Annotated in this window: 22 protein-coding genes; 6 read left to right on the top strand and 16 right to left on the bottom strand. The window is 34.1% G+C overall.

The features are described from left to right. Positions 1–15: 15 nt before the first annotated feature. The 5 genes from dnaN to VP395_RS01220 form a co-directional block, all read right to left on the bottom strand. Positions 16–1,134: a DNA polymerase III subunit beta gene (dnaN, locus tag VP395_RS01240; RefSeq protein WP_346239884.1), complete on the bottom strand. Its 1,119-nt coding sequence runs from the start codon at positions 1,132–1,134 to the stop codon at positions 16–18. A 127-nt stretch (positions 1,135–1,261) separates the two neighbouring features. After that, positions 1,262–2,929, bottom strand: coding sequence for a gliding motility-associated ABC transporter substrate-binding protein GldG (gldG, locus tag VP395_RS01235; RefSeq protein WP_346239883.1), 1,668 nt, complete (start codon positions 2,927–2,929; stop codon positions 1,262–1,264). Then, entirely contained in the window at positions 2,913–3,407 is a 495-nt protein-coding gene (locus VP395_RS01230) for a hypothetical protein (RefSeq protein ID WP_346239882.1), read from the bottom strand. The genes gldG and VP395_RS01230 overlap by 17 nt, the downstream gene beginning before the upstream one ends. A 1-nt stretch (position 3,408) precedes the next feature. Continuing rightward, entirely contained in the window at positions 3,409–4,122 is a 714-nt protein-coding gene (gldF, locus tag VP395_RS01225) for a gliding motility-associated ABC transporter permease subunit GldF (RefSeq protein ID WP_346239881.1), read from the bottom strand. Positions 4,123–4,227: 105 nt separating this feature from the next. After that, a complete protein-coding gene (locus VP395_RS01220; RefSeq protein ID WP_346239880.1) occupies positions 4,228–5,088 on the bottom strand; it encodes an SAM hydrolase/SAM-dependent halogenase family protein in 861 nt (286 codons plus the stop codon). Positions 5,089–5,332: 244 nt separating this feature from the next. On the opposite strand from VP395_RS01220, the gene VP395_RS01215 reads away from it, so the two are divergent. From VP395_RS01215 to VP395_RS01205, 3 genes are all read left to right on the top strand, one after another. Further along, a complete protein-coding gene (locus VP395_RS01215; RefSeq protein WP_346239879.1) occupies positions 5,333–6,289 on the top strand; it encodes a PhoH family protein in 957 nt (318 codons plus the stop codon). Between the two features lie 182 nt (positions 6,290–6,471). Beyond that, complete coding sequence (locus VP395_RS01210) at positions 6,472–6,990, top strand: hypothetical protein (RefSeq protein WP_346239878.1); 519 nt, start codon at positions 6,472–6,474, stop codon at positions 6,988–6,990. A 117-nt stretch (positions 6,991–7,107) separates the two neighbouring features. Beyond that, positions 7,108–8,052, top strand: coding sequence for a phosphoribosylaminoimidazolesuccinocarboxamide synthase (locus VP395_RS01205; RefSeq protein WP_346239877.1), 945 nt, complete (start codon positions 7,108–7,110; stop codon positions 8,050–8,052). A 347-nt stretch (positions 8,053–8,399) separates the two neighbouring features. Here the strand turns inward: VP395_RS01205 and VP395_RS01200 are convergent, their stop codons facing one another. From VP395_RS01200 to VP395_RS01160, 9 genes are all read right to left on the bottom strand, one after another. Then, positions 8,400–9,239 carry a hypothetical protein gene (locus VP395_RS01200; protein ID WP_346239876.1) on the bottom strand — a complete coding sequence of 280 codons (840 nt, stop codon included), beginning with the start codon at positions 9,237–9,239 and terminating at the stop codon, positions 8,400–8,402. A 187-nt stretch (positions 9,240–9,426) separates the two neighbouring features. Beyond that, positions 9,427–9,639 carry an OST-HTH/LOTUS domain-containing protein gene (locus VP395_RS01195; protein ID WP_346240422.1) on the bottom strand — a complete coding sequence of 71 codons (213 nt, stop codon included), beginning with the start codon at positions 9,637–9,639 and terminating at the stop codon, positions 9,427–9,429. Positions 9,640–9,693: 54 nt separating this feature from the next. After that, on the bottom strand, positions 9,694–10,239 hold the full coding sequence (locus VP395_RS01190; protein ID WP_346239875.1) for a cupin domain-containing protein: 546 nt from the start codon (positions 10,237–10,239) through the stop codon (positions 9,694–9,696). 89 nt (positions 10,240–10,328) lie between these two features. After that, the gene (locus VP395_RS01185) at positions 10,329–11,126 is read right to left on the bottom strand and encodes a helix-turn-helix domain-containing protein (protein WP_346239873.1); all 798 of its coding nucleotides are present in this window, start codon (positions 11,124–11,126) and stop codon (positions 10,329–10,331) included. 333 nt (positions 11,127–11,459) lie between these two features. Further along, on the bottom strand, positions 11,460–12,479 hold the full coding sequence (yiaK, locus tag VP395_RS01180) for a 3-dehydro-L-gulonate 2-dehydrogenase (protein WP_346239872.1): 1,020 nt from the start codon (positions 12,477–12,479) through the stop codon (positions 11,460–11,462). Between the two features lie 182 nt (positions 12,480–12,661). Beyond that, the gene (locus VP395_RS01175; protein ID WP_346239871.1) at positions 12,662–13,423 is read right to left on the bottom strand and encodes an NYN domain-containing protein; all 762 of its coding nucleotides are present in this window, start codon (positions 13,421–13,423) and stop codon (positions 12,662–12,664) included. Positions 13,424–13,547: 124 nt separating this feature from the next. Continuing rightward, a complete protein-coding gene (pelA, locus tag VP395_RS01170; RefSeq protein ID WP_346239870.1) occupies positions 13,548–14,696 on the bottom strand; it encodes a pectate lyase in 1,149 nt (382 codons plus the stop codon). A 142-nt stretch (positions 14,697–14,838) separates the two neighbouring features. Further along, entirely contained in the window at positions 14,839–15,210 is a 372-nt protein-coding gene (locus VP395_RS01165; RefSeq protein ID WP_346239868.1) for a TfoX/Sxy family protein, read from the bottom strand. A 4-nt stretch (positions 15,211–15,214) separates the two neighbouring features. Then, a complete protein-coding gene (locus VP395_RS01160) occupies positions 15,215–16,303 on the bottom strand; it encodes a heparan-alpha-glucosaminide N-acetyltransferase domain-containing protein (RefSeq protein WP_346239867.1) in 1,089 nt (362 codons plus the stop codon). Positions 16,304–16,750: 447 nt separating this feature from the next. Here VP395_RS01160 and VP395_RS01155 point away from each other — a divergent pair, with 447 nt between their 5' ends. The 3 genes from VP395_RS01155 to acs all read left to right on the top strand — a co-directional run bounded on the left by VP395_RS01155 (position 16,751) and on the right by acs (position 20,812). After that, complete coding sequence (locus VP395_RS01155) at positions 16,751–17,005, top strand: DUF4212 domain-containing protein (protein WP_346239866.1); 255 nt, start codon at positions 16,751–16,753, stop codon at positions 17,003–17,005. Continuing rightward, positions 16,998–18,773 carry a sodium:solute symporter family protein gene (locus tag VP395_RS01150; protein WP_379884136.1) on the top strand — a complete coding sequence of 592 codons (1,776 nt, stop codon included), beginning with the start codon at positions 16,998–17,000 and terminating at the stop codon, positions 18,771–18,773. Before VP395_RS01155 ends, VP395_RS01150 begins: the two co-directional genes overlap by 8 nt. Before the next feature lie 131 nt (positions 18,774–18,904). After that, entirely contained in the window at positions 18,905–20,812 is a 1,908-nt protein-coding gene (acs, locus tag VP395_RS01145; protein ID WP_346239864.1) for an acetate--CoA ligase, read from the top strand. A 37-nt stretch (positions 20,813–20,849) separates the two neighbouring features. Here the strand turns inward: acs and VP395_RS01140 are convergent, their stop codons facing one another. Beyond that, positions 20,850–21,518: a 3'-5' exonuclease gene (locus VP395_RS01140; RefSeq protein ID WP_346239863.1), complete on the bottom strand. Its 669-nt coding sequence runs from the start codon at positions 21,516–21,518 to the stop codon at positions 20,850–20,852. Positions 21,519–21,566: 48 nt separating this feature from the next. Further along, positions 21,567–23,486 (bottom strand): DUF294 nucleotidyltransferase-like domain-containing protein, encoded by a 1,920-nt coding sequence (locus VP395_RS01135; protein WP_346239862.1) that lies wholly within the window; start codon positions 23,484–23,486, stop codon positions 21,567–21,569. Between the last annotated feature and the right edge of the window lie 37 nt (positions 23,487–23,523).

Here is a 23,523-nt window from a genome sequence, read left to right as displayed (position 1 = left end):
AGAGAATGATAAAAACTAGTTATTCAACATGACTGGCATAACCAACATCGTTACTTGTTCCCCATCGTCTAAACCATCAATAGGCGTTAAAATACCGGCTCTATTAGGCATACTCATTTCTAACTGTACATCAGTAGAACTTAGATTGTTAAGCATTTCTGTTAAAAAGCGTGAGTTAAAACCAATTTGCATATCATCACCTTGGTAATCACAAGTTAAACGTTCTTCAGCTTTATTGCTATAATCAATATCTTCAGCCGAAATATTAAGTTCAGCACCAGCAATTTTTAAACGTATTTGGTGGGTTGTTTTGTTAGAAAAAATACTAACACGACGCACAGAGTTTAAAAACCGTGTTCTGTCAATAACCAATTTATTAGGGTTTTCTTTAGGAATTACCGCTTCGTAATTAGGGTATTTACCATCAATTAAACGACAGATTAATTCAGAATTTTCAAAAGTGAATTTAGCGTTAGAATCGTTATATTCAATAGTAACTTCATTTTCACTACCAGCTAAAATGCCTTTCAATAAATTTAAAGGTTTTTTAGGCATAATGAATTCTGCTACTTGGTTTGCTTTTATATCCTCACGCGTGTATTTTACTAATTTGTGCGCATCAGTTGCAACAAACGTTAAGCCTTGTGTTGAGAATTGAAAAAACACACCACTCATTACCGGGCGTAAATCGTCGTTGCCAGCAGCAAAAATGGTTTTACTTATAGCGGAAGCCAATATATCGCCAAGAATAACAGTTTTACTTGGGTCTTCAAGTGAAACAGCTTTTGGGAACTCGTTTCCATTAGCATAAGCTAAGGCATATTTACCATGATTAGAGCTAATTTCAACGGTATTGTTTTCTTCAACTACAAATGTTAACGGTTGCTCAGGAAATGTTTTTAAAGTATCTAGTAACAAACGCGCAGGAATTGCCACACTGCCTTTGCTCTCACTTTCTACCTCTAAAGAAGATGCCATAGTGGTTTCTAAATCGCTTGCTGAAACTGTTAATGTTGAATTATCTAATTCAAATAAGAAATTATCTAAAATAGGTAAGGTGTTCGAACTATTAATAACACCTCCTAAAACCTGTAATTGTTTTAATAAATAGGTACTTGATACTATAAATTTCATTTAATATAGCTTAGATTATTTTTAATTATACTACTTACAAATATATTCTATACTGACTGAAACTGGAAACAAACTTATTAACATTTATCACTAAATAGACAGGGTTTATTCATTGTAATACCAGAGTTTAATTTGCATATTTTTTTCTTCTGAAATAATTAAAAATCATCCCGAAAGCCCCTAATAGCAATAGTGGAAGTAAAATGTTTATAACTTGCCATTTGGTTTTTTCGTCTGCAATTTTTTCCTGATTTAAAAATTCAACGATTATTTCTTTCGAACGAATGTTTATAAGTCCATTATCATCCAATAGATAATTAACGGTATTCAGTAAAAATTCTTTGTTGCCAAAGGTTTGCCCTGTCCATCTATCAAAGCCTAATTCTTGAGGAACATTTTTAAAAACATCGTTTTTTATAACATCTCCATCGGCAATAACTACCATTTTTGTTGGGATACTTTTGTTTAATTCCTTTTTAAGACTGAATGGTTTTATTCTATTGGCGTAAACCGAAGTAAATTCGCCTTCTAATAAAACAGCCAGAGTTTGGTTGCCTCTATTAAATGTTGCCGGATCTGGATCTTGTGTAACAATGTCTAAACTAATCTCTCTTGGAGTACCTTCAAGTTTTGTTAATGGCGCACTTTCAAGCAAAATAGTTTTCTTAATGTTATTTTTAAGGGTATCTATTTGGTTGGCAAAATCAAATTTTACCAAATTCAAATTATTAACAATGGGATGTGTGTCGTTTGTGGAAGCTAATGGAGAATAAAGCCAGCGTAAGTGCTGAAATTGTGATTCGCTACCTTCGCCCATAGCTAATGTAATAGGGGCAGAGTAAAGCGTGCTCACTATAACTGGATTGATTCGAACACCGTATTTAAAAAAGAAATCGGTTAGGTTTAAGTCTCTTGTGGTTGCAAAATTTTTGCCTGTGTCGTTGTACAGACTGTCTTTTTCCATAGCCACGGCATCAATAAGCCATAAGCTTTTCCCGCCATTCATGGTATATTGGTCTAAAACAAGTTTTTCTTCTTCTGTAAAAGCTTCGGTAGGTTTTGCTGAAATTATTAAATCGAAATCTTCTAGTTTTTCAAGTGTTTTTTGAGGATTACCAGCTACACTATCTAAAGTAAAAGGCGCTATAAAATAATACTCGCCCAATTTTCTAATCAAATTAGCAATGTATTTATCTTGCAATTGGAGATTTCCCCGTAAAACGGCAATTTTTCGATGCTTTGGGGTTATTAGTTTGCTAAATCCATCGGCAAAGGCATATTCTAAATGTTGTACAGAGTTGGTAACCAAATCTTGTTGCGAAGCGCCTATTTTATTTTTTACAAGTGAAATAATCACCGTTTCATTATTATAGCTGGCTAACGCCCATGGGAAAAAAATAGCTTGGGATGCTTTTCCATTTTCTTGAACGCTTAATTGCATAGGTGTTAAGCCTCTGTCCGTTAATTGTTGAATATTGCGTTCTCGGGTAGCATCATCTTCCAACGGATTGATAAAATTGAAAATGATGTTTTTATTTTCTGATGAAAACTCTTCAAGTAATTGTTTGGTTTCGTTTTGAAGGCGTCTAAATTCCGAAGGGAAATCTTCACCACTTAAAAACACATCAATTTCAATAGGTGAATCCACATTATTAATAATATTAATAGTCGCGTCGCTTAAAGTATAGCGTTTGTCTTCGGTTAAATCGAAACGCTTAAATGCAAGGCTACTTATGTAGTTAATCGCTACTAGTGCAATTAATAATAAGGCAATATGTTTAAGGTGCTTCTTCAAACTTTGTTTCTAATTGATATTGTTTAACACTTTCAACTTTGTTGTTTACAAATTCCAACTCTAAACACTCTTGGGTTAGGTTAAAAGCACCTGGTTTGTAACCTAAATTGTAGTTCCATTTGTCTGGTGAGTTGGCTTTAATGCTATCATCCCAACCATACCATTCGCTAGTCCCTAAAATGGCTTCCACTTGGCCTTTGGTTTTGCCCTTAAACATTTGTAGTTGTGTCATCTCGTTACTCATTTCATAGCGTAAAGCAGGTTTGTCAGTCCAAGCCTCTGCATCAAAATGTTTTTCGTGGTGGTAGCTACTAAAAATATTGATAAGCGGATAAAATACATAAAAGTAAACAATGGGGGTTAAGATGATACTTATTAAAAAGCTTAACCATTTACGCTTGTCTATAGTATTGGTAAATGCCCAAACTAACAAGAAAACGACTATTAAAAAAATAACGAACAGTGGTGTTAAAATCATTTTATTCTTTGTTAATATTCAGTTTAGTTAGCATTATAAAAAATGCTGTAATGCTTAGAAAATAGATAATGTCTCGAGTGTCTATAACCCCTCGACTGATGCTTTTGTAGTGGGCGTTCATGCCTAATTGGTCTATAAAATTACTTGACGTAAAGTTGGCAACACTTTCAAAACCAATATAAAACATAAAACAAATAGCTACTGCTGTTATAAAAGCCACAATTTGGTTGTCTGATAAGGTAGAAGCGAATACACCAATAGCTGTGTAGGCAGCAATTAAAAACAACAAGCCAAAATATGAACCTAAAGTACTTCCAAAATCTAAATTACCAACAGGGTTTCCTAATTGGTAAACAGTGTAAACATATAATAACGTTGGTAAAAGTGCTATTAAAATTAAAACGAATGCGCCAAAATATTTCCCTAAAACAATGTTTAAATGTGTAATGGGTTTGGTAAGTAACAATTCTAAAGTGCCTTGTTTTTTTTCATCTGAAAAACTACGCATGGTTACTGCCGGAATTAAGAAAATTAATATCCAAGGCGCTAATAAGAAGAACGATGATAAATCGGCAAAGCCATAATCTAATATATTGTTTTCACCTTTAAAAAGCCATAAGAATAAACCGTTAAGTAATAAAAACACACCAATAACCAAATAGGCAATGGGCGACGCAAAAAACGTGTTTATTTCTTTTTTAAGTATGGCTAACATTTATTTTAGTTAAAGGTTAAAAGTGTCAATCTTGTTTACCGTTAATAATAAATTTGTGTCAAAATTACTAAGAAATCTCAGTTTAACAATCCTTATAAACATTTATTATTCCAAACTCTTTGGAAGTATAGATTCCGTACTGAAATTAACGCTAACAGCATCCATTAAACCAAGTCCCATTAAAGTAGAGGCGCTACCCACTGTGGCACTATTGCTTTTGTATACGGCGATTTCCAAAAAGTCTCCCGAATTAAAAACCACCAAACCCCTTCCTTCGTCATGTCGTTTTTCTTCAGGAATGTCAAAATTTACAATGTCACTATAACGGTTATGTATTTTTTTAAACTTATTGTTTCTTGCCGAAACTTCAAAGGACCTTCCTTTTTGTATAGTTTCAAAAAAAGCACGTTTAATATTTGTTATCACGTTTCCATAATTATCAACATAAATAACACTACCAATAATTTGGGTTTTATCATCGTTCACAAACGGGGTAATGTGCTTAGCAGGTTTAATTTCCGGTATGGTTTTACCAATAACTTCTAGCGTACCACCACGAGCAATATGGCATGCTACTTTTACAAAAACATCCAATACAGGGAAACTAGTTTGTATTTTATCGTGTATGTTAATTTCAACAATTTTTTCGGGGGCAATTTCAGAACAAATCATACTCATAATCCCATTATTGGCACAAATAAAATAGTGGTCGTCCAGTTTTAAAGCAATATGTTTGTTTTCTTCATTTATTTCAGAATCTATTCCGATAATATGAATGGTGCCTTTTGGAAAACTGTTGTAGGCGTTTTGAATAATATATCCCGCTTCCATAATATTAAAAGGGGACACAGAATGTGAGATATCAACAATTTTAACATCAGGTAACTCACTATAAATAGCGCCTTTTGTTGCGCCTGCAAAGTGATCTTTTTCACCAAAATCGGTAGTTAATGTTATTATCGCCATTGGCAAATTGTTGATATGTTTTTAAGGTTTGTACACTCAAATTTGTTTATTTTTGAGTTTTAACAGAGTTGCAACAAACCTACATAAAATTTTTGTTTTCATTTTATGTTTAACATGAAAAATGTAAGTTCATAAAGACAATTTATCAAATTAAAATAACTGAATAAATCTAATAAATCATTTCGTTTGAGTAAACAATATTATCATTAATCTCAGAAGAAATTTTTAAACAAAATCTACGCCTTTGAACGAAATTAGTATAGAACTTGAAGAAATTACTCCCAAAGAATTTTTTGGAGCCCAAAACATCAATATTGAACTCCTAAAAAAACACTTTCCAAAGCTAAAAATTGTAGCTAGAGGTAATAAAGTTAAAGCCTTTGGCGATGATGATTTACTCGAAGAATTTGACCGCCGCATGAAAATGCTTTTAAACCATTTTAACAAATACAATATGCTGGACGAAAACGTTATTGAGCGTGTATTAACAAGCCAGAGTAGTGACGATTATACTACATCCGAATCTAGTGGCGAAGTTTTGGTACACGGTGTTGGTGGTAAGCTTATTAAAGCGCAAACGGCCAACCAACGTAAATTAGTTGAAAGTATGCGTGCCAACGATATGGTTTTTGCCATTGGGCCCGCAGGAACCGGTAAAACCTATACGGGTGTAGCTTTGGCGGTTCAAGCACTTAAAAACAAAGAGGTGAAACGTATTATTTTAACCCGTCCAGCAGTAGAAGCAGGGGAGAACCTTGGGTTTTTACCGGGCGATTTAAAAGAGAAGCTAGACCCCTATATGCAACCTTTATATGATGCGCTACGCGATATGATACCTGCCGAAAAACTGGCTATGTATATAGAAAATGGTACTATACAAATTGCACCATTGGCGTTTATGCGTGGGCGTACACTCGATAACGCCTTTGTAATTTTAGATGAAGGACAAAATACAACACACAACCAAATGAAGATGTTTTTAACCCGTATGGGAAAAAACGCTAAATTTTTATTAACTGGCGATCCGGGTCAAATAGATTTACCGCGTCGTACTATTTCTGGCTTAAAAGAAGCCTTGTTGATATTAAAGAATGTAGAAGGTGTGGGTATGATATTTTTAGACGATAAAGACGTGATCCGTCACCGTTTGGTTAAGAAAGTAATTGAAGCATATAAAAGCATAGAGCACGCCGCTGATTAATTAAATAGACATTATATATATATGCAAAGCCGGTTACCAACGTAGCTGGCTTTTTTAGTCCTTAACATTACACTTTTCACTAGGGATTCTTTTAATTCTATAAATTTTTATAAAAATCATGTAAATCATTTTCTTCTAATGTTACCTAGATTTGCTGTATAAATATTTAAAAAAAGAACATTATGAAAAAATTAGTTTTAATTATCGGAATCGGACTAATAGGAGCAACTACCATGTTTGCACAACAAACGGACATAGACATAACCCCCAACAACTCGTGGTTAAAAGCAGGATTAACAGCCGGGGTTCCCGTAGGAGATGCTAGCGATTTTTCGTCATTTACAGCAGGCGTCGATTTAAGAGGGCAATATTTATTCAACCCTAATTTTGCCATAGGTGTGGCTTCTGGGTATAATCATTATTTTGGAAAAGATGGTTCTGATGATTTTGGTCTGGTACCAGTAGCGGGTTTTGCACGTTATTATTTTACCCCTAACGGACTGTTTATTGGTTCAGATTTAGGATATGGTTTTTTAACCAATGTTGATAATAATGATGGTGGTTTATACGTAAACCCACAAATTGGTTACCATAACCGCGATTGGAATATTTATGCCTTTTACCAAAACACCTTTGCAGAAAACGATGTCGATTTACAAAGCGTTGGTGTAGGGGTTACCTATAATATTCGTTTTAAATAATCAATATAAATTTATAAGTGCAAAAAGGAGAAAGTTTATTTCTCCTTTTTTTATTTAGTTATTGTTTGGCATCCTTAAACAAATTACCTTTGTGACATACATAACATGCTACATTTAATGAACACAATTACAAGTACCAATTTCAATTTCCCTGGACAAAAATCGGTGTATCACGGAAAAGTTAGAGAAGTTTATAACATCAACAACGCGCAATTGGTAATGATTGCCACCGACCGTTTGTCGGCTTTCGATGTGGTGATGCCAAAAGGAATTCCATACAAAGGGCAAATACTAAACCAAATAGCTACCAAAATGATGGCTGCTACTCAAGATATTGTACCAAATTGGTTAACTGCTACACCCGATCCAAACGTGGCTGTAGGGCATTTATGCGAACCTTTTAAAGTAGAAATGGTGATTCGTGGGTATATGAGTGGGCATGCAGCACGCGAGTATAAAGCAGGAAAACGCATGCTTTGTGGTGTGGCGATGCCAGAAGGCATGAAGGAAAACGATAAGTTTCCAGAACCTATTATTACACCAGCCACCAAAGCTGAAATGGGCGACCACGACGAAGACATTTCTAGAGAAGATATTTTAAAACGTGGTATTGTAAGTGAAGCTGATTATTTGGTACTGGAAGATTATACCCGTAAATTATTCAATAGAGGTACAGAAATAGCAGCAAGCCGTGGTTTAATTTTAGTAGATACCAAATACGAATTTGGAAAAACCAAAGACGGACAAATTGTATTGATTGATGAAATTCACACCCCAGATTCGTCGCGTTATTTTTATGCAGATGGTTATGAAGACAGACAAGCTAAAGGTGAAGCCCAAAAACAACTAAGTAAAGAATTTGTGCGCCAATGGTTAATTGCCAATAATTTTCAAGGGTTAAAAGGGCAAACCGTACCTGTTATGAGTGATGAATATATTGAAACCGTTAGCGAACGATATATAGAGCTTTACGAAAACATTACAGGAGAAACTTTTGTAAAAGGTGATGTAAACAATATACAAAAACGTATTGAAACCAATGTTTTAGAATATTTGAAGTAGAAAATACGATTACATAAATTGAAAAAGACCTTTAATTAAGGTCTTTTTTTGTGAATTACTATGTCATTTCGACGTTAGGAGAAATCCCATAAAGATTGGTTGATAAGCGGTTATGCGATGATTCAATCGTGCCTCATTTCGACATGACACAAAATTACACTTTTCAGACAGCCTCTTTTTTTTATGGGTGATTTTTGGGATGTGCGCTGATCGGTCTCGTATAAGAATAGTTGTGGGTTTACGTGCGAGGATTTTCCGCAGGAAAATCAGACGTAGTAAACTTGCAACGACCTTTGGTTAAGACCAAAATTGAGCGATTATTTTAACAGATTGTTGGCAACTGGCTTTTATTCCCACCACTCTTTAGTTTTTTCTTTTTCTTTGTTTTTCTTGATTGCGTGATTTGAAACTTGATTTTTTAAAGCAATATCAAGCCAACCTTTATCCCAATATTTTTCCGATACGCTAAATTCTCCAGCTCCAATGTCAAAATCTCGATTGGTATTTGGAACTCTATAATCAGCCCAATTGCAAATCTTTTCTTTTTCAGATGTGTAGCTTTTCCAAACTCCTACAAACGCATTGTTTGTATATCCATCTGAAATGTTTTCAATATTGTCGTATTCAATTTGATTTTTAGAATTCAAGTACCATTTTGAGTAAAGTTTACCTTTAAAAATTCCGCTATGTTTTTGTTCTGAATTTTCTTTGAATTCATAATCTGCAATTAAAATTCCTTGTGATTTAATTCCTTTATCTGCATATTCATCGTCAATTCCAAAGTGTAATTCTTTAACTTCTTTTATTTCCGTAAGAGTAATAATTCCCTTAAAATCACAGATTGTACCTTTAACACAGGATTTTCCAAATACAAAATATTGATTCGGATTATTTGAATTTTTCTTTATTGAAATCAGTTTGATTTGAATACGTTGATGTTCTTTACCTATAATTCCAAAAATGCTATTATTCTCTGTTTTAGTCCAAATATTTGAAAAGTAAAAATGATTGTAATTATCTAAAATATTTTCTGAATTCAGTTCACTTTTAAGCAAAAAGTCAGTCAGAAATTTTTCATTCGATTGAGCAATCGTAATGTTGGTAAATAGTAATAATGTCCAAATTAATAACTTCATTTTCTTGATTTGTTTAGCTTGTTGCCAACGGTGAATATAAATTCGTTTCAATGTTTTATATTCACGAAAATCAAATTTACAAAACCCAATTAATAAAACAGAAATACATTACAAACAGATAAAGAAAAGTTTCCAACAATAAAATGTGATTCTAAACTTGTATCAGAATCACATCTTAAATAATTTAGGAAATTTTATATGGGAACCTAAAGCAAGTTCAGGTAGAGAAAAATCAGTTTTAATGTTGTTTCTTTTTAACAATAACTTGTTTTGCTTTAATACGCACAAAAATAAGTTTGTGGCGGTTTTTTGGGTTTTCGCGTTTCTCCAATTCAAAAATATCAATCGATTTTATTAATGGCGTAAGTTTATCGAATCCAAAATTTCTAGAATCAAAATGGGGTGGTTTCTCGGTATCTTTATTTTCTCTATCGGTTTTATTCTTTAATATTTCACCATAAATAATTGTAGCCTGCTTAAAATTATAAAGCCACCAAGGAGGTATTTAAACAAAAGAAATACCGTGTTCGGCGCAAATGGCTATTACTTTTTCAAAATCGGGCGGCCCTGGAGGAAGTTCAGATAAGGTTTTGAACATATGTTCGATACCTGCTGGAAATGCCGAGGTTATCATTTTAGCTTTTTCTGTCCCCACTACTTTCCAAGCATGCGGGATGTTTTTTGGGGCAAAGGCAACATCGCCCGCTTCTAAAACAAAGGTGTTTCCACCCACCATAATTTCAATTTGTCCTTTAATAACCCTAAAAATTTCATCTTCTAAGGTATGGATGTGCGGTGGTATGCCTACTCCAGGTTCTACATTATCTACCCATTCTACAATTTGGTTGCCTGTATCGCTCCCAACCAGTTTGTGGGTTTGTATGTCGCCAATAACATTTAGAATAGTTCCGTCTTTGTTTTTAATAATTTTTGGGTCGGCATTGTTTAAAGATTCGTTTTTTGAAAATGTTGTTTGGCTGTGGAATATTCCAGGAATTAAAGAAATCCCTATACCCATACTTGATGCTTTTATAAATTGTTTACGGTCCATAATATGTTTTTTAGGCAAATTATAATATAAACCATTAGGACACCATGTACAAAACGGGGTAAAGCCTTAGAATTTTAAAGGTTGTCATTTTATCGTAAGGCCGAAGGGGTAATTCCGGTGTGTTTTTTAAAAAAATAACTAAAATAATCTGGGGAGGAAAACCCCATTTCAAAACCAATTTCTTTAACGGATTTATTGGTAAATTTTAACTCGTGGCGAGACCTCATAATACGTTGTTCCGTAATGATTTGCATGGCTTTTACACCTAAAATTTCTTTAACACATTCGTTTAAATAGCTGTTGGAGATATTTAGTAAACGCGCATATGCACTCACTTCATGGCATTCCGAAATGTGCTTATCAACCAGTTTTTTAAATTTATATACGATGGTTTTTTTGGTGCTGCTTTCACTAATAATGGATTTAATGTTGCATTGCCCATCGCAATACACAAAAAAGGTGTTCAATAAAGAAATAATGGCATCATCTTTATGTTTTAAATGAGAGCCTAATAACTCGTCAAGCATTTCTAAAATGGCTTGTATTCTTTTTTCAATACCTGGTGCTAGGCTAATTTTTGGAATTTCATTTGCTGAAAACAACACCACTTCGTTAATGTGTAACTGGCTTAACAAGGGATTGTCTAATACCGCTTTGGGTAGGTACAGTACATAACCAGATGAGTTGGTCGTATTCTTTTTTGTTATTTTCCAATCTATTCTAGAGTTTAAAAAGAAAATGGAGTTGGAAATATTTTTATAAACTACTTTATCAATCTCAATGGATAATACATCGTTTTTTATCCAACAAACAGTATAAAAATCACCTTTATTTTTTGTGGTGGTTTTATTGGTAATGGGTGCTATGTTTATGGTATTTGAACTCATTAGATTGTAAATATAAAGTGTTGAATTTAACTTATTCTTCGGTGAAAGAGGAAGTTAGCTGGTAATCAAATTTACAATTATAACCCTCTAAAGAAAAATATAGTCTGTAATTTATATGAAAAAAGTGTTAATGAAAACAAAATCAATCGGAAAACATATAAAAATCACACTTCAATAATTAGAACTATAACGTTCAGTATTTAGAAGGGCAAAGCGCATCTGTTATGTGCGACGGACATTTTTAATCGGTTAGCAAACATCATATAAAACTTTACGAAAAAATTACAAGTTTAGCTTTTGTAAAGGGTTTTACAAGCGGTTGTTTTTCAAGTTTTATGCTGATAGTACCATTATTTTTTGCCAAACACCACTGTGAACAAGCATCCCTTCTTTCAAATTCTTAGCTCTTATTTTTGAACTTTGCTCTCCGGGATAATAAGTTTTATCTCCAAAACGCATGGGTTCTACATTATGGGTATAATCAATAATTTCGTTGATGAGTTTTTGTTGTAATGCTTTATCGTTAAAAACTTCAGGGTAAATACAGAGATACACTTGAGAAATACCTGTTTCAAATTCTTTTAACCCTATTTTGTAAGTAGAATCTCCAGCAGATAATAAAGTTGCCAGCATATCCAAAATTATTGATAAAGCGGAACCTTTCCAATAACCAATGGGTAATCCGCGTTCATTTGATAAAATTTTTTCAGGATCATTGGATAGCTCATTATTGTTATCCCAACCTCCTGGATAAGGTAACTTTTCACCTTTTAGTTTATAGTCGTTGATTTTTCCGAATGCAAATTGTGAAATTGACATATCCAACACCACATGCCCCTGTTCCCTTGGTATTGATATAACCAATGGGTTATTACCAATTCGGCTGTCTTTACCACCCCAAGGTGGCATGTTCGGTTTAGTATTTGTAAAAAGAATAGAGATGCAATTGGCATCTGCCGCCTGTCTTCCGTATGTTCCCCCTCTCATCCAATGATTGGTGTTGCGTAATGCCACCATTCCCATTCCATGTAGTTTTGCTAATTCTATGGCTCTATTTGTACACTTCGTTGCATTGACAATACCTGGACCATGGTTGCCATCCCATCGCTCAATACTTCCAAAAGTTTCTACTTTTTCAGCTTCAGCATCAATTTTAACTAAACCATTTTCCACATATTCAATAAACAGAGGCAGTCGGTTAATTCCATGAGAATTTACACCCATTAAAGTACTCTCAGTATATACATTGGCCATTAATTTGGCTTTTTCTTTAGTGAATTTATATTTTACAAAGAGTTTGTAAAGTACATCCTGCATTTGTTTGGATTCAATTCGTATGGCTTTTTCTGTCATTCTTACAATGGTTTGCAACGTTGAAGATATAAATTAGTTCAATAACTCATACTCACTTATATGCGAATTTAATTTTTTAAAACATTGTGTAATGCAGTATTTACATAAAATGTTTTCAATAAAAAATACAATATTCTAAGTGTATTTTAGAATCACACTTTAATAACTTAGGAAGGTATATTTTATCGTCGTTTCTTTTTAACAATAACTTGCTTTGCCTTTATACGCACAAAAATGAGTTTATGTCGACTTCTGGGGTTTTCGCGTTGCTCCAATTCAAAAATATCAATCGATTTTATTAAAGGTGTCAATTTATCAAAACCAAAATTTCTAGAATCGAAATTGGGTTGTTTTTTTTGTAGCAAACTACCAACATCACCTAAAAATGCCCACCCATCATCATCAGAAACGTCGGCAATGGTGGTTTTAATTAGTTCAATATCTTTTGGGGTCAGTTTATCAACGTTGTCTTTAGTATCATCGGTATCCTTATTTTCCCTATCGGCTTTATTCTTTAATATTTCAACATAAATAAATTTATCGCAGGCTACAATAAATGGGTTGGGCGTCTTTTTTTCACCAATACCAATGACCAACATGCCCGCTTCGCGAAGTCTAACGGCTAAACGTGTAAAATCGCTATCACTGGAAACCAAGCAAAAACCATTTACTTTACCAGAATACAATACATCCATGGCGTCAATAATCATTGCAGAATCGGTGGCATTTTTTCCTGTGGTATAACCGTATTGCTGAATAGGCGTAATGGCATTTTCAAGTAACAGGTTTTTCCATTTTGATAGATGTGGTTTGGTCCAGTCGCCATAAATACGTTTAATGGTGGGGTTGCCGTATTTGGCAATTTCTTCCATCATTTCCTTTACGTGTGCCGATGGGATATTATCGCCATCAATAAGTACTGCTAAATTTATATTTGTGTCCATGGTGTTTTTCGTAATATTCAATAGTGAGTAGGCAAAAGTGTTTTTATGTAAGTGACTCACAGAATAGCGAAGTTAAGTTTTATAAACTAAAAACGCACAGATTAGACGATATACTTTAGTAGTTTTACTTGTGTGTATTTAGCTTTTTTTTCCAATCAGGGTATGCTTTTAAAACGTTTTCTGGCGCTGATGTGTACCAGCTATAGCCATTTCTGCGTTCATAACTTATCTCAGCAATAGTGTTTTTCTTGATACCATCGCGACTAGCAAAATAAGGTTTTTCGGTTTCTAAATCGTAAAAACGTCCCCATAAAGTTGGTGCGTCTTTATCTTCTACAACTATGCGGTCTCTTGTGCCATCGGAAAGGGTAACACGTTCTATTTTTATACCTTCCACTTTGTGGGTTTCAAACCAATTTACTGCACCTTCAATAGCATTAATAATTTTTTTAGAAGGATGTTCTATGTTCATTAACAGCAGCACAATCCCCACAGATTCTGAACCACTAAAAGAAGCCAGTTCATAAGAACGTGCATTGGCAGGAGCCAAAGTTGTTTCATGATGTTGTGCGCACCAAACGGTAGGTTTGTTATTTACAACTATTTGGGTATTTAAAATGCATTCCACACCTTTATTAAAAGCAGTTTCTGCCTTTTGTTTTAAATGATGGTTTATTTTTAAAGCTGTAAAATCTTCTTCATCTAAAAAGATGTCTTTTAAAAACTCCATGGTATTCACCATAGCATTGTCGTTATAGGTAATATGCATAGAGTAAGGAGCAGTGTGGTCTAAACGAACTTCTTCTTCGGCTTCTTTAGTTGGGTAGTATTGTGGCCACCCTCCATTACTGTACTGCGAAATTAGAATGTAATGGATGCCTTTTATAAAAGCTTGTTTATAGCGTTCGTCTTTTAAACGGGTATATACTTTGGCAAGAAACCGTAATTCGGTTATAGTTGAGCCATTATCGAAAGTACCACCAACTTTGTCTTTGGTATTCAGGTATTCTTCTTTTTCTGTAGCTGATAAGGTATGGTGATATGGCTTGTTTTTTGCCCAACCACCAATATTTTTTTGGGTTATTAATATGTTTTCGGCTACCTGTTTAGCCTCCTCAGAGCCATACCATTCTGATGGCATGTTGTTTGCCACATAGCGCCAACTTCTATTTAAGTAATTAGCAGATTGATTGTTGTTTTGAGGTCTATTTTGACTCCAATTAGTAGTTGTGGAAAGGCAAATGCTTATTAAAATAAGATAAAAAAACTTCATAATATTGGTTGAATTAATTTAATTGGTTTTATATAACAGGACGTAATTGTAATGTTAGACTTTAAATTAAGTGAATGGTTTAATTTGTAGAAATGAAGCAATAAAATTTATTAAAAAGCTCGTTTTATAATGAAAATAACGATTAACCTTTTTTCTTTTTGGGTTTGCTGGCTTTTGCCAAAGGGTTAAAAGCTAAACACAAATCTAACCAATACGATAAATCCTCATCAGTATCAAAACCTTCGGGGGTCACAAAAACATAGCCTTTCATGGGGCGACCCGTAAAATCCATGGGTAAATAATTTGGTTTTTCAAGTTCAGCTTCATATACCGTTTCACCAATACGTGCCATGAGTAAGTTGTCGCCAAATTTTTTATCTAAATGAATACCGCAAAGCATTTTGTTATCTACTTTAAAACATAAACCACCCATCATGTTTAGCTCTTCAAAAAAGATATGTTTTTCTTTTAGTTGTTGGCGTATTCTATCGGCTAAAAATACATCGTATGCCATGGTGCTATCTTTTAAATAAATTCACAAACCTTCTGGCTAAATTATAAACAAAGTGATTGGTACGGGCATAATAAAAGGATATAAGACAAACTACAATAACAAACATAGCTGCACCAATAATTACCTCCCATGGGTTTAAAGATTGATTGAAGAATTTTTTTAAACCATAGCCAGTAAAACTTCCATAAAGTAAGATGAAATGTATTACATACATGGATAATGTTTTTTCACCAATTCTTGAAATAATGGATTGTTTTAAATAGCGTTCAAAAGTATAAAATAAGCCAAAAAGGATTAAAACATTACCCATTCTTATAAATAAATAATTGAAATCGGCACATCTGTATAATAATTCATATCCAGTTATTTTATGAAGATAGAACAGGAAATCGGTTGAATAAAAAATCAATAAAAAACCCATAACAAAAAAAGTTGCAATGGTAAATTGTTTGAAACGATTGCGGTGTGCGTGCCTAAAAAATACGGTAGAGAAAAACGCGCCAAATGCCGAATATCCAAACCATGGTAAAATAGTAAATACAGAGCCATTAACTTTGGTCATATAATTAGCAAAAAAGAGCGGTACTTTATCAATTACTAGATTTCTATACAAGGGTTCCGATAAAAAGCAGGCACACCCAATGCAAAAGAGCACGATGGAAAACAGATAACTATGGTTTTTAAATATAGAATAAAGAATTACCAAGAGTATAAGCGACAAACCAATGCACTGTAGTACGTCTATTACTAAAAAATATGGACTAAAATAACCTGTAAACCAACTTACTAAATTAACACGTAAACTATAGCCAATACCTAGAAGCAAAAGCCCTCTAAATATGCCCTTTTTCATTCGTTTTTTATCGTCGCCTTTGGCATTGGCACGTAATAACAAATAGGTGAAAACCAATCCGGATATAGTGAAAAAAGTAGGGGCAGTTATCCCTCTAAAATAAGACCACACATTATATGCAGGGTAGATAGTGTTTCTATAAATTGGGTCTAGCAGGGTGTCTATAAAATGCCCTTGAAGCATCATTAAAATGGCAAATGCTCGAACTGCATCAATAAAATATAAGCGATTAGTTTGCAATCTTAAATTTAGTTTGATTAGGGTAAATATACTTCTAAAAATTAAAACTAGGCAAAGCTTCCATAATATTTATGTAATTATATAAAGATATTTTTCACGTATAATGCAATGCTTTGAAAATCTGATATTAGGAGCAAGTAGTTGTATTTGTGATAGGCTTGTGTTCTTTAATCCATTCAGATAAAAAGATAATTATATCTAGATTTACGAGGTAAGTATTATATTAGCAGTCATGTCTTGAGATAGTTTTATCATTAACTGGACAGTAATGGAAGTTTATTTTTATTAAAATGTGATGATAGCAGTAAAGTACAGGATGGAATAACCTATAAAAGATTATTTATTTGAGAGATAGTTTTTTAATATTGAAGGTTTATTCAAACTATTTAATTTAATAATTTAAACTTAAAACTTATTAAAATAATAACCAACTAAATAAAATAAAACATGACAAAAAGCAATTCAAAAGCCTATTGGAAAGAAAACATTAGATACCTCTTTATACTATTAGCCATCTGGTTTTTGGTGTCTTACGGTGCAGGCATATTATTTAAAGATGCGTTGAATCAAATAAAAATGGGAGGCTTTAAATTAGGGTTTTGGTTTGCACAACAGGGGGCTATATATGTTTTTGTTGTACTCATATTTGTATATGTTCGCCTAATGAATAAACTAGATAAAAAATACGGTTATGATGAATAGTTTGTTTTTAGCAGCAGGATTTGGGGTACAAAATTGGACTTACATTATAGTAGGTCTTACATTCACACTTTATATAGGTATTGCCATTTGGTCTAGAGCAGGATCAACAAAAGAGTTTTATGTTGCAGGTGGCGGTGTATCACCTTTAGCGAATGGTATGGCAACCGCAGCCGACTGGATGAGTGCTGCTTCTTTTATATCGATGGCAGGTATTATTTCGTTTGCAGGATATGATGGTGCTGTGTATTTAATGGGGTGGACCGGTGGTTATGTGCTTTTAGCATTATTGTTAGCGCCTTATTTACGTAAGTTTGGGAAATTTACAGTTCCCGATTTTATTGGTGATAGATATTATTCCAACACCGCACGTATGGTAGGTGTTTTTTGTGCGCTTTTAGTATCGTTTACCTATGTAGCGGGTCAAATGCGTGGTGTGGGCTTGGTATTTTCACGTTTTTTAGAAGTAGATATTAACACTGGGGTTATTATAGGTATGATCATCGTGTTGTTTTACGCGGTTCTTGGTGGTATGAAAGGCATCACCTATACGCAGGTAGCTCAATATTGTGTACTTATTTTTGCCTTTATGGTACCTGCTATTTTTATATCCATTCAAATGACGGGGAATCCCATTCCACAATTAGGTTTTGGAGATACTTTAGCTGATGGTTCCGGAACCTATTTACTGGATAAATTAGATGGTTTAAGTACCGATTTAGGTTTTGCCGAATACACCGAAGGTTCAAAATCTATGATTGATGTATTTGCCATAACACTGGCTTTGATGGTTGGCACAGCAGGTTTACCACATGTTATCGTGCGCTTTTTTACTGTGAAACGTGTGAAAGATGCCCGTAAATCGGCAGGATTAGCATTGTTGTTAATCGCTATTTTATATACCGCAGCACCAGCAGTTTCAGTTTTTGCAAGGACTAATTTAATCGAGACAGTTAGTAATAAAGAATATATTAATATGCCTCAATGGTTTAAAACATGGGAGGAAACTAAATTAATAGGATTTTTAGATAAAAATTCAGATGGAAAAATTCAGTATTTAGCGGGTGAAGCATTTTTAAAAGATGAAGAAGGGCAATTTGATTTTAAGAAACCAAATCCAAATACAGATAATGAATTGTATGTAGATAACGATATTATGGTGCTTGCCAACCCAGAAATCGCAAATTTACCAGATTGGGTTATTGCTTTGGTAGCAGCAGGTGCATTGGCAGCAGCCTTATCAACCGCAGCAGGTTTGTTATTGGTTATTTCATCGTCGGTATCTCACGATTTAATTAAAAAAATGATCAACCCAAATATTTCTGAAAAAGGCGAATTAATTGCTGCACGTTTATCAGCAGTTGTAGCAGTTGTTGTAGCAGGTTATTTCGGAATTAATCCTCCAGGATTTGTTGCGGCAACTGTAGCTTTAGCTTTTGGTTTAGCTGCAGCGTCCTTTTTTCCAGCCATTATTTTAGGGATTTTTTATAAGAAAATGAACAAAGAAGGTGCCATCGCAGGTATGGTTGTAGGTATCTTGTCCATGTTATTTTATATGCTTAAATTTAAGTTCGATTGGTTTGGTGGTGGAGGAAAAGACGATTGGTGGTTTGGAATTTCACCTGAAGGTTTTGGAACTATCGCTATGATTCTTAATTTTATAGTATCCATAGTTATTATGAAGTTTACACCAGAACCGCCTCAAGATGTACAGGATATTGTTGAAAACATCCGAATACCAAGTGGTGCGGGAGAAGCTACAGGACATTAATTCAATTGACAATAAAAAAAAATAAGTCGTATGTTGTGGAGTTGTTTAGATGATTCTCAACTTAACAACAAACAACTTAACGATTAAACTATAAACTCATAAACAAATAAACACATCAACAGAAAAAGAAAATGAGTAATTACCACATCAAGCATTTAGAAGAATACTATCAAGTTTACAGAAAATCAATTAGAGAACCCGAAAATTTTTGGGAAGAAGTAGCCGAAGAGCATTTTGTATGGCGCAAAAAATGGGACAATGTATTAAGTTGGGATTTTACCAAACCTGAAGTAAAATGGTTTGAAGGTGCGAAGCTTAATATTACCGAAAACTGTATTGATAGGCATTTAGCAACACGTGGTGATAAAACAGCTATTTTATTTGAACCTAACAATCCTGAAGAGCCGTCGGAACACATTACCTATAGTCAATTGCATAAACGTGTAAACCAATTTGCTAACGTACTTAAAAATCATGGAGTGAAAAAAGGCGATAGGGTCTGTATTTACGTGCCTATGATTCCAGAACTCGCCATTTCCGTGTTGGCTTGTGCGCGTATTGGTGCTATTCATTCGGTGGTATTTGCAGGATTTTCTGCAACAGCATTAGCAACACGAATTAATGATAGCGACTGTAAAATGGTCATTACTGCAGATGGGTCATATCGAGGAGCAAAATCCATCGATTTAAAAGGTATTGTAGATGAAGCTTTGGAAAAGTGCCCAGGGGTAAAAAATGTGTTGGTTGCAAAACGTACCAATTCTGAAATTACGATGAAAGCAGGTCGTGACTTATGGTTGCAACCCCTTTTAGATGCGGCTTCAACAGATTGTAAAGCCGAAGTAATGGACGCTGAAGATCCGTTGTTTATTCTGTATACATCAGGTTCAACTGGGTTGCCAAAAGGCATGGTACATACCACTGCGGGTTACATGGTGTACACCGCTTATACTTTTAAAAATGCATTTCAGTATCGTGAAAACGATGTGTATTGGTGTACAGCCGATATTGGTTGGATTACTGGGCATAGTTACATAGTTTACGGCCCGTTAGCAAATGGAGCCACAACCGTTTTGTTTGAAGGTGTACCTAGTTATCCAGATTTTGGTCGCTTTTGGCAAATAGTAGATAAACATAAAGTAACCCAGTTTTATACCGCACCAACCGCCATTCGTGCCTTGGCAAAACAAGGGGTAGAGTTGGTTGAAAAATACGATTTATCATCCTTAAAAGTATTAGGTAGTGTTGGTGAACCTATCAACGAGGAAGCTTGGCATTGGTACAACGATGTGGTTGGGAAAAACAAAAGCCCTATTATAGATTCTTGGTGGCAAACCGAAACAGGTGGTATCATGATAACACCTATACCGTATGTAACACCAACAAAACCAACCTATGCTACCTTACCATTTATTGGTATACAACCGGCATTAATGGACGAACTTGGTAATGAACTAAAAGGCAATCAAGTTGAAGGCCGTTTGTGTATTAAATTCCCTTGGCCATCTATAGCGCGAACCATTTGGGGAAATCATGAACGTTATAGAGAAACTTATTTTTCGGCTTATGAAAATAAATATTTCACAGGTGATGGTGCCTTGCGTGATGAAGTAGGTTACTACAGAATAACGGGTAGGGTAGATGATGTTATTATCGTATCGGGGCATAATTTAGGAACAGCACCGATTGAAGATGCTATTAACGAACACCCAGCAGTAGCAGAATCTGCCATTGTAGGCTTTCCGCACGATATTAAGGGAAGTGCTTTATATGGTTATGTAACGCTTAAAGATACTGGGGAATATAGAAATCATGATAATTTAAGAAAAGAAATCAATCAACTTATTTCGGATAAAATAGGGCCTATTGCAAAACTTGATAAAATACAGTTTACACAAGGGTTGCCAAAAACGCGTTCGGGTAAAATTATGCGTCGTATTTTAAGAAAAATAGCTTGTAAAGACACCTCTAATTTAGGAGACACCAGCACTTTGTTGAATCCAGAAGTGGTGCAGGATATAATGGATAATGCGCTTTAAAATTAATAATTGTCAATTATCAATTGGTAATTGACAATTATTTTTCCAACAAATACCCCCAATCTAAGTGTTTGCGTTTATCCAAGCGTCCTATAATTTTTAAGAATACCAAAGCAGTGATTAAAGCATCACCGGTGGCTGTATGTCTATCTACCATAGGTATGTTTAATTCTTTACATAATTCGTCTAAAGTATATGTTTTTTCTTTTTGCCTATAAATTATGTGAAGCGATTTTTTGTATAAAACACCTGTGTCAATAAACTTGTTTTTTAGTTTGCCCAAACCGTGTCTTAAAAGCATTTCGTTAATCATACACCTGTCAAAATTGGCATGATGAGCAATTAAAACATCATTTTTTATGTATGATAAAAATGTTTTTATGGCTTCTAATTCCGATGTTTTATCTTGAGAACCTGATTTCATCAATCCGTGTATTTCAACGGTTTCTGGTTTGAAAACATCTTGTTCCAAGTACAATTCTAAGCTATTATTAACCTGAATGGTTTTCCCAATAAACGAGACGGCACCGATAGATAGCACACGGTCTTCTTTTTTATCGAATCCTGTAGTTTCGGTATCAAAAGCGACAAAGCGGGAATTTGCAATAGAAGTATCTTTATTTTTCTTTTTGTTGAATGTATTGAGATAGTCGTTCCAGAAATCGGGAAATTCTTGTTTTTTCTTAAATAACCAATCAAAATTCATCTGTTATTATCTATTATTTTTTAAATGGATTAGAGATTCAACTTCATATTACATGAAATTCTTTAAATCGAACCTCATTTTTAAGGTTTCTTGAATTTCCTGTATAGGTTTAAAACAACGTCTTAACTTAAGTTTTTCCTCTTTTGTAAGCGTTTCCAATTCAATAAGCTTCCCCGAATTGTTGTGAAGTAACCCTTGCTTTGTTTTAAATTTTGATAAAGCTTTAAAGGCGTAAGAACACGACTGGTAAAGTTCTTTATTATTGGGTTCTATTTCGGCTAATTTTTCAAAACGTTCAGATGTGTTATTGATGCCTTTTATATTATTACTTAAAGTAAGTAATCTGGCAGCATCTATTAAAGGCATTAAGGCTCTGCTTTTTATATTGAAAAGGTCATTTTGTTCGCCGCTTTCCTCAACTAAAAACTGTTTGAAAAAACCAAGAGGCGGTGGGTTTTTAAGCGCATCCCTTCCTAGAAATTTAAAAAATAATGAGGTTTTACTTAGGGTTTCATAAATAGAGTCAGACAATTCATCAACCAGGTTATTATCGCCATAAACACAGTTGTAATCAAAAAATATAGAGGATAGTAAAATGGCTTTTTCATCGGGGTTTAAAATCCAGTTTTCAAATTGTAATTTCCAATTGGTAACAGATTTGCACCACTCAGAATTACGAGCCATCATATCTGCTTCGCAATATTCAAATCCTATTTTGTTTAAAGATTTGGTAACCATTTTTGCTAATTCTAAAAAATAGGCTTGAGTTTCTTCGTATACATCTTTTTCTACATCCTGAAAAACAATGGCATTATCTTGATCTGTAAAAAGCAATTGTTCCTTTCTGCCTTGGCTTCCAATAGACATCCAAGAAAATGCTACAGGAGGTAGTATTGGCATTTTTTTTATGGCAATTTCTATGGCGCGAATGGTAACAGCATCATTAATTTGGGAAATGATTTTTATGATGTGCGAAATAGGGATATTTTGTTCTAAATAGCTTTTTAAAAGCGTATTGGCTTTAAGTCTGGCAGTTCTTAATTTTTTGGTGCGCTTGGCACGCTTTATTTCTTTTAAAATCACCGATGGGTTGTTGCCTAGGGTAACCAAAACATCGTGGTGCGTTAATACACCAATAAGCTTAGAGTTTACTGTACCATCTTTGGTAATGCATAAATGCCCAATATTGTGTTTTATCATTTGTAATTGACCATCCGCGACTGTTAAATCTTTTTTATTGGTAATAACAGGCGTACTCATAATATTGGTAACAGGCGTTTCAATAGGGAATAAACCAGTAGCAATTTTGTTTTTAATGTCGCTATTTGTAATGATGCCTACAGGTTTTATATCTTCATCTACTACAATAATACAGCCAATTTTGTAGGTGCTCATGGTGATGGCAGCATCTTTTAACGACGACTTAAAATCGCAAGTAATGGGGTTTTTTGTGTAATTGGCTGTTTGAAAACTGACAACATCTTGTGAGGTACTGGGTAAGTAATCGGCAAAAATTTTACCGGTTTCTTCGGCAGTATAGGGGTCATAGGCATTGGTTGCAAAGGCCGTAATTAAGAATTTATAAACACTGGCGTTATTATTTGTAACCGCTTGAAAAGTGTCTATTGGAATAGCATACACAATAGATTCTTCGTTTGCCGTTGCGGTAAGCTTGTAATCTTCTTTTGCAATAAGCGGACGTACACCAAAAATATCTCCGGCATCACTTATGTTTACTATTTCTTGAACGTTGTTATTGTTGGTGTGAAATGATGTAATGGCACCGTTACGAACCATATAGAAGTGTTCGTTAAACGCATCGCCTTTTTTAAATAGCGTATCGCCTTTTTCTAAATAAACAATGGAAACTTGCTTAGAGATTTCCAGCAAATCATCATCTTTTAAAATATTAAAGGGTGGATAATTTTTTAAAAAATCGTAAACACGCTCTGCAATGGAATTTTTCATTCAATAAATTTACAAGTCTTTTTTTTGGCTTTTGTAG

This window comes from Mariniflexile soesokkakense (genome assembly GCF_039650365.1).
Lineage (GTDB): Bacteria > Bacteroidota > Bacteroidia > Flavobacteriales > Flavobacteriaceae > Mariniflexile > Mariniflexile soesokkakense.
Note: the sequence above shows the minus strand (reverse complement) of the source record. Positions and strands in the feature narration are given on the sequence as shown.